This window comes from Variovorax sp. P4_D9, from assembly GCF_056401695.1.
This window is the reverse complement of record NZ_JBFUIU010000748.1, coordinates 1-4,273: the sequence shown is the minus strand read 5'-3', so window position 1 is coordinate 4,273 and position 4,273 is coordinate 1. Positions and strand designations below refer to the sequence as shown.

Genomic DNA, 4,273 nt, shown 5'->3' with positions numbered 1-4,273 from the left:
GCGCTACAGCGGCGCGCCACCGATGGAGAAGACGAAGATCCTGGATGAGTTCGTGGCCTTGACCGGCTACCACCGCAAACACGCCATCCGGGTGTTGGGAGAAGAGGCCACCACGAAGGAAACGCGGGCACGCAATCGTCTGTATGACGAGGCGGTGCGGCAAGCGCTGACGGTGCTGTGGGAGGCCGCCGTTCGAGTCTGCGGCAAACGCCTGAAGGCCTTGATCCCGATGTTGGTCGATGCGATGGAACGCCATGGCCACCTCGACCTGGACCCGGTCGTCAGGACCAAGGTCTTGCAGGTCAGCGCAGCGACCATCGATCGCGTGCTGGCCGATGCACGTTTGCATATCGACGGGAAGCGCAGGCGCCGCACCGGCGTCGGCGCGGCCATCAGGCGCAGCATTCCGGTACGCACGTTTGCAGACTGGCGSGAYCCGGCGCCAGGCYTCTTCGAGATCGACATGGTCGAACACTGCGGCGGYCCGAAGACGGACGGTGACTACGTTCACACCYTGACGCTGACCGACATCGCCAGCGGTTGGACGGAATGCGTGGCGATGAGGGTGCGCGACCAGATGCTGGTGATCGAAGCCTTCGAAAAGGTGACGGCCGATCCGCCATTCGCGATGCTCGGCATTGACTCGGACAACGACAGCACCTTCATGAGCCAGGCTGTATTCGACTATTGCAAGGGCCGCGGCCTTGAGCAGACGCGATCACGGCCCTACAAGAAGAACGACCAGGCCTGGGTGGAGCAGAAGAACGGTGCCGTCGTGCGGCGCCTGGTCGGCTGCGTTGATGCGGTTACTTCGACTGCTCAGCCGCGGCTGCCAGGATGGCATTTGCAACCTGCGTCGGCTTCGACACCTGCGGTACGTGGCTCGTCGGCAGGCTGACAACGTGTGCGGAGATCTTCTCCGCCATTGCCTTCTGCAGAGCGGGCTGAATCATGTGGTCCCGCTCGCTCAGCACGTACCAGGACGGCTTGTTTCGCCAGGCTGCGACGGTGACCTTCTCATCGAAGTTCTTTCCACGCACGGGACCTTGGGTCACGGCCATGATCCGCGTCTGGGCCGCCGGCACGTCCAGCGCGAAGTGCTTCGCGATTCCTTCGGGGCTCAGGGTCAGGAACCCTTCCTTGTCGGTGACGACGAAGTTGAACCCCACGGGTGTCGGGTAGTCCTTGGCCATGTCCGTCGCCGATTGGCCTTCGGACGGGGCGAACGCAGCGACGTAGACCAGGGATTTCACGCGCTCGTGCTGGCCGATCTCGGTGATCACCATGCCACCCCAGGAGTGGCCCACGAGGACGACGGGCCCGGTCTGCACGTCGAGCACGCGGCGGGTGGCTGCCACGTCGTCGGCCAGCGAAGTCAACGGGTTCTGGACCGACACGACATTGAGTCCCTTGGCCTGCAGAAGTGGGATGACCTTGTCCCACGCGGATCCGTCGGCGAAGGCGCCGTGCACGAATACGACCGTGGTCTGCTGGCCCTCTGCTGCGGCCGGCGGAGCTGCGCTGGCGATGGACGTCGCGACGCCGACGGAGGCCGCCAGGATCATGGTCTTGATGAATGACTTCACGAGATTTCCTTTCAAGGATTGAATGTGCGGTGCAGTCGCGCCGCTTTCGCGTGCGTCAGGGCTTGCGCCGCGCTCTCATGCGTCGCCCTTCAGGAAGGCGAGCAGGTCGGCGTTCAGCTTGTCCTTGTGCGTATCGGTCAGCCCGTGCGGCGCACCCGGGTAGACCACGAGCTTCGAGTTCTTGACCAGCTTCGCGGCGCTGAGGGCGGAAGCTCCGATGGGGACGATCTGGTCATCGTCGCCATGAAGGACGAGGGTCGGCACGTTGATCTTCTTCAGATCCTCGGTGAATTCGGTTTCCGAGAAGGCCTTGATGCAGTCGTATGTCGCCTTGTGACCGGCCATCATCCCCTGCTTCCAGAAGGAGTCGATGAGACCCTGGCTCATGGTCTGATCTCCTTGGGGCGCAGCCGCGCCCGGTTCATGGGTTGCAGCGGTCGCAGCCGCAACGGTGAGACTGGCGCCGGCGATAGCGCCGCATGGAACGACCCTTGGCAACTGAGCTCAAGCTCGTGCCACATCGATCACCGCCTGCGCGAAGGCGCCGGGTGCCTCCTGCGGCAGGTTGTGCCCGATGCCGCCTGAGATCACGCGGTAGTCGTATTTGCCGGAGAACTTCTTGCGGAATGGCGCATCGCCGGTGGCGTGCGGTGCGCCGTTGGCATCGCCTTCGAGGACGATGGTCGGCACGGCGATGAGCGGCCCGATGGCCAGGCGCCGCTCAAGGTCGTCGTAGGCCCGTTCGCCGTCGACCAGGCTTTGCCGCCACCGATAGTTGTGGATCACGATGTCGACGTGATCGGGGTTGTCGAGGGACGCCGCGCTGCGAGCGAACACCGCGTCGTCGAAGGCCCACTTCGGCGAGGCCGTCCGCCAGATGAGCTTGGCGAATTCGTGCCGGTTCTGTTGGTAGCCCGCGCGCCCGTGATCGGTCGCGAAGTAGAACTGATACCACCACGCGTATTCCGCCGCCGGCGGCAGCGGCGCCTTGATGGCCTCGCGGTTGCCGATCAGGTAGCCGCTGACGGAGACCAGGGCCTCGCATCGCTCGGGCCACAGCGCCGCGACGATGTCGGCTGTTCGCGCCCCCCAATCGAAGCCGGCGAAGACCGCCTTACGGATCTTCAGCGCGTCCAGGAGGGCGATGATGTCGAGTGCCACGGCTGCTTGTTGGCCGTTCCGGAACGTGTCCCTCGACAAGAAGTGCGTGCTGCCGTGGCCGCGCAGGTGCGGGACGATCACCCGGTAGCCGGCCGCCGCCAGCAAGGGCGCGACCTCGACGAAGCTGTGGATGTCGTACGGCCAGCCGTGCAGCAGGACGACGACTGGGCCGTTGGCCGGGCCGACCTCTGCGTAGCCGACGTTCAGCAGGCCAGCGTCGATCTGGCGGAGCGCGCCGAACGACGCGGGTGACGATGTGCTGCCGGAGTTCAAGATCGGGGTGGTGCCCTGGGGGGCCTGCGCGCGTGCCGCACCCATCAGTGCGAACTCGGCCACCGCGCCCAGGCCGATAGCGGTCGTTCCCAGAAAGTCGCGGCGAGAGGGGTTGGGGTGCTTAGTCATGCGAATTTCTCCTGTGAAGGTCGAGGTCGGTGAGTGCGTGAGAGATGGTCTGCGAGCCAAGCCATCTGAGCAAGAGCAACTAAAATCACACATCGTTGCCTTATGGGTAACGTCATCAATCGAACCGGAGCCGACTCATGCGCGAGATCAACCAGCAACGACTGCGCTACTTTCGCGAGGTGTTCGCCCACGGCACGATCCGCGGTGCGGCGGAGAGCCTCAACACCGCGCCTTCCGTCATCACGCGGCAAATCAGGCTGCTGGAGGAGGAGCTCGACACACAGCTCTTCGAGCGGGAGGCGCGCGGCGTCAAGCCCACCGAAGCGGCGACCCACCTGCTCGAGTTCTGGCGCGGCTATCGATCGCACCAGGAGCAACTCGAAGATCGACTGCAGGCGATCAAGGGGTTGCAGCATGGCCAGGTCCGCCTGGCGATCAGCGAGGGCTACGTCGATGTGCTGGTCCACGAGGTACTCGCCGGCTTCTGCGAGCGCTATCCGAAACTCGAGGTCGCCATCGATATGCTGTCAATGGAGGATCTGCTCGCGGAAGTTGCAGAGGGCCGCGCGCACATCGGCCTCGCCTACAACCCGCCGCCGCATGCCCACGTCGCATGGCTCGCCAGTTCGCCGCAGCCGGTCGTGCTACTGATGCATCCTGGTCACCCCCTCGCGATTCGCGGCGGACCGGCATGCGTGCAAGACATGCTCGACCATCCGCTCGCGCTGATGCCCGCCACCTTCGGCATCGGCCAGGCCACCGAGATGCTGGCGTTTACCGAGAACGTCGAGATCCGGCCCACGCTCACCACCAACTCGCTCACTGTCCTGAAGCGCATCGCTGCGGCGGGCCACTTCGTGACGCTGATCGGCGAGTTCGCCGCTCGCCGAGAGATTGATGCAGGCGAACTGGCCGCCATCCCGATCGACCACCCGCTGTTTCGAGGCACTCATGCGCGTGTCCTCGTCAAGTCCGGCCGGCCGCTGGTGGCCGCGGCGAACGAACTGCTGGACTGGATCCTCCGGAGGATGAGGATGTTCGCGAGTGCTGCGGATTCTGTGGGCGCCTGACCGTCGACACTCGCACGAGCGGTCGTCCAAGGAAGGTCCGCTCTCAGGCGCCGC

Annotated in this window: 4 protein-coding genes and 1 pseudogene; 2 read left to right on the top strand and 3 right to left on the bottom strand. The window is 64.9% G+C overall.

All coding sequences use genetic code 11. The features are described from left to right. Positions 1-898: DDE-type integrase/transposase/recombinase (locus AC1DY5_RS44260; protein ID WP_478120752.1), on the top strand; the 898-nt coding region annotated here is incomplete at its 5' end. Here the strand turns inward: AC1DY5_RS44260 and AC1DY5_RS44255 are convergent. The 3 genes and pseudogenes from AC1DY5_RS44255 to AC1DY5_RS44245 all read right to left on the bottom strand — a co-directional run bounded on the left by AC1DY5_RS44255 (position 807) and on the right by AC1DY5_RS44245 (position 3,149). Continuing rightward, on the bottom strand, positions 807-1,586 hold the full coding sequence (locus AC1DY5_RS44255; RefSeq protein ID WP_478120751.1) for an alpha/beta fold hydrolase: 780 nt from the start codon (positions 1,584-1,586) through the stop codon (positions 807-809). The two genes, AC1DY5_RS44260 and AC1DY5_RS44255, sit on opposite strands and share 92 nt — an antisense overlap. Positions 1,587-1,661: 75 nt before the next feature. After that, positions 1,662-2,090: pseudogene (locus tag AC1DY5_RS44250) on the bottom strand (alpha/beta fold hydrolase); the annotation flags it as partial. After that, a complete protein-coding gene (locus AC1DY5_RS44245) occupies positions 2,091-3,149 on the bottom strand; it encodes an alpha/beta fold hydrolase (RefSeq protein WP_478120750.1) in 1,059 nt (352 codons plus the stop codon). Positions 3,150-3,286: 137 nt separating this feature from the next. On the opposite strand from AC1DY5_RS44245, the gene AC1DY5_RS44240 reads away from it, so the two are divergent. Further along, complete coding sequence (locus tag AC1DY5_RS44240) at positions 3,287-4,219, top strand: LysR family transcriptional regulator (RefSeq protein WP_478120749.1); 933 nt, start codon at positions 3,287-3,289, stop codon at positions 4,217-4,219. The last annotated feature ends 54 nt before the right edge of the window (positions 4,220-4,273 follow it).

Excerpts from the sequence above, each read along its gene's own strand:
- AC1DY5_RS44245 (WP_478120750.1), bottom strand. The coding sequence starts at position 3,149 with ATGACTAAGCACCCCAACCCCTCTCGCCGCGACTTTCTGGGAACGACC.
- AC1DY5_RS44240 (WP_478120749.1), top strand. The coding sequence starts at position 3,287 with ATGCGCGAGATCAACCAGCAACGACTGCGCTACTTTCGCGAGGTGTTC.